Below are 2820 nucleotides of genomic sequence, written 5' to 3'. Positions count from 1 at the left end.
GTGTCGACGGCCACTAGATAATGCCCGTATGCGGCCACGGAACAGCCCGCTCATGGCCATGAGAACTGCTCAGCGGCGGCCAACGGAACCGCCCGCTCGATAGTCGCCGCCGCCGGGGCCACCGGCGGTATCCACCACCTACGTCCCCCTTGTCGGGCTCACTCGGCGTGACCAAACGCGCCCGAGCCCGAGGAGGGGACGGATGAAATCTGCCGAGGAGGCCAACCGAATGTTGGAGCACTACGACCTGACGCGCTCGCTGAGAGCAGCCGCCGAGCTGTGCGGCGTCAGCCATCACACCGTCGCCCGCCAGGTCGCCTTGCGCGACGCGGGCCGCCCGCCGGGCCACGCCGCGGGCCGCGAGCGGGCGATCTGGCCCTACCTGGCCAAGCTCGAGGAGTGGGTCGACCGGTCCAAGGGCCGCATCCGGGCCGACGTGGCCCACGACAAGCTCGTGGCCCTCGGCTATTCGGGCTCCGAACGCACGACCCGCCGGGAGGTGGCCGCCCTCAAGGCGAACTGGCGGGCCGGGCACGGCCGGGTGCACCGGCCCTGGGTGGTCGAGCCGGGCATGTGGCTCCAGTGGGACTACGGCACCGGCCCGGTGGTCGGGGGGCGGCCCAGCGAGCTGTTCTGCGCCTGGCTGGCCTGGAGCCGCTACCGGGTCGTGTTCCCCGTGCGCGACAAGACCCTGCCGACGGTGGTCGCCTCCCTCGACCGCACGCTGCGGGCTATCGGCGGCGTGCCCACCTACGCCCTGACCGACAACGAGAAGACCGTCACCGTCGAGCACGTGGCCCGCATCGCCGTGCGTCACCCTGTCATCGTCGCCGCCTCGGCCCATTACGGGCTGACCGTCGCCACCTGCCTGCCGGCCGACGCCCCCTCCAAGGGCGGGTCGGAGGCCACCGTGCGGTTGGCCAAGGCCGACCTGGTGCCCACCGACGCCAACCTGCTCGAGGAGTACCGCACATGGGCCGAGGCCGAGGAGGGGGCGGCCGCCTTCTGCGCCACGGTGAACGGCCGGCCCCACCGGGTGACCCGCCGGGCGCCGGCGGAGATGCTGGCCGAGGAGCAGCCCCACCTGCACCGCGTTCCCGAGCACCCCTACACGCTGGCCTTCGGCCAGACCCGCACCGTGGGCTTCGACCAGCCCACAGTCCAGCACGACTGGTGCGTGTACTCGGTGCCCTGGCGGCTGCGCGGCGAGGTTGTCTGGGTGCGCGAGGTGGGCGACGAGGTCGTCGTGATCCACGTCGGCGCCTCGGGGCCGGCCGAGGTCGCCCGCCACGAGCGCACCACCCCCGGCAACCCCCGGATCGACCCCTCGCACTTCCCGCCGGCGCCCGAGGGGCCGCTGGCACGCACGCCGGTGGCCCAGAACGCCCAGGAGGCCGCCTTCCTGGCCCTCGGCCCCGGGGCGGCGCACTGGCTGCGGGAGGCGGCAAGCACCGGCGCCCGCCGGGTGCGGGCCAAGATGGCCGACGCCGTGGCCCTGGGCAAGGTCCACGGCCCCGAGGCGGTCGACTGGGCGCTGGGCCACGCCGCGGTGATGGGCCGCTTCGCCGAGGGCGACCTGGCCTCTATCGTCGCCCACCAGGCCCGGTCGTCGCCCGGCCCGGCCCGGCGGGCCTCCGAGGACCACAGCCTCGCCCAGGGCACCGGTGAGTGGGAGGGCTTCGGGCGATGAGGGCCCCCGCCCCCCCGCCGCTGGCAGAGGACCTCGAGGCGCTGCTACGCCGCCTGCGCCTGCCCCACGTCCGCCGGGCCGCCCCTGAGGTCCTGGCCACTGCCCGGGCCCAGCGCTGGGAGCCGGCCGAGGTGCTGCGGGCCCTGCTGGGCGAGGAGCTGGCCGGGCGCAAGGCCTCGGCCCTTCGCACCCGCCGGTCCGAGGCCGGGTTCCCCACCGGCAAGACCTTCGAGGCCTGGGACGAGGAGGTGTCGTCCATCCCCCGCCCCACCCAGGCCGCCCTGCGCACCCTGGAGTGGGTCGGGCGGCGGGAGAACCTGGTGGTGTGCGGCCCCGCCGGCACCGGCAAGACCTTCTTCCTCGAGGCGCTGGGCCAGGCGGCGGTGGAGGCGGGGATGCGGGTGGCGTGGTTCGCCCTCGAGGACCTGGGGGCCCTCGTGCGACGCCACCGGGCCGACGACACCGTCGCCAAGGCGGTGGCCAGGGCCCTGCGGGCCGATCTCGTCGCCGTCGACGACATCGGGCTGCTGCCGGTGTCGGCGGACGCCGCCGAGGGCCTCTACCGGCTGGTGGACGCTGCCTACGAGCGCCGCAGCGTCGCCGTCAGCTCCAACCTTCACCCCAGCGGCTTCGACGAGATCATGGCCAAGACGCTTGCCACGGCCACCGTCGACCGGCTCATGCACCACGCCCACCTGTGCCAGACCTCGGGCAAGAGCGTGCGGCTGTCGGAGGCCAGTGCCGGCCGGGGCGTCGTCCCCCTCGGCCCCAAGGAGCCACAGGCGTGACCCTGCTTTGGCGTCTCGCCGTCGGCCTGTTCGCCGCCGTGACGGCCCTCGTCGTCCTGGCGGCCCCCCAGGTCGTTCGCCGGTGCGCCGAGCCCCCGGTCGGGACCGGCGGTGGCCCGCCCGCGCCCCCGGTCCCGCCCCGCTGCCGGGGGCCTCCGTCACGACTTCTGAAGTGCCTTGTCCGCCACTCTCCGTGCCTGCGCAGGCAAACCCAACCCAGCCCGCGAGTTGGGGTGAACGAAACGCATGGGCAGATCTCACGGCCTCCGCTGGGCAGTTCTGATGGCCACGACCGGGCAGTTCCGCTGGCCGCCTATGGGCAGGACGAGATGGCCCTTGACA

The 2820-nt window shown here is 74.5% G+C and carries 2 protein-coding genes; both read left to right on the top strand.

Going from position 1 to position 2820, the window contains the following annotated elements; genetic code table 11:
* Nucleotides 1-202 precede the first annotated feature (202 nt).
* Entirely contained in the window at nt 203-1690 is a 1488-nt protein-coding gene (locus AB1673_17555; GenBank protein ID MEW6155763.1) for an IS21 family transposase, read from the top strand.
* Complete coding sequence (gene istB / locus AB1673_17550) at nt 1687-2478, top strand: IS21-like element helper ATPase IstB (GenBank protein MEW6155762.1); 792 nt, start codon at nt 1687-1689, stop codon at nt 2476-2478. Before AB1673_17555 ends, istB begins: the two co-directional genes overlap by 4 nt.
* Nucleotides 2479-2820 lie beyond the last annotated feature (342 nt).

This window comes from Actinomycetota bacterium (assembly GCA_040754375.1).
Lineage (GTDB): Bacteria > Actinomycetota > Acidimicrobiia > Acidimicrobiales > AC-14 > JBFMCT01.
Note: the sequence above shows the minus strand (reverse complement) of the source record. Positions and strands in the feature narration are given on the sequence as shown.

Bases quoted from the DNA above. Each gene is read 5' to 3' on its own strand.
- AB1673_17555 (MEW6155763.1), top strand. From the start codon at position 203: ATGAAATCTGCCGAGGAGGCCAACCGAATGTTGGAGCACTACGACCTG.
- istB (MEW6155762.1), top strand. From the start codon at position 1,687: ATGAGGGCCCCCGCCCCCCCGCCGCTGGCAGAGGACCTCGAGGCGCTG.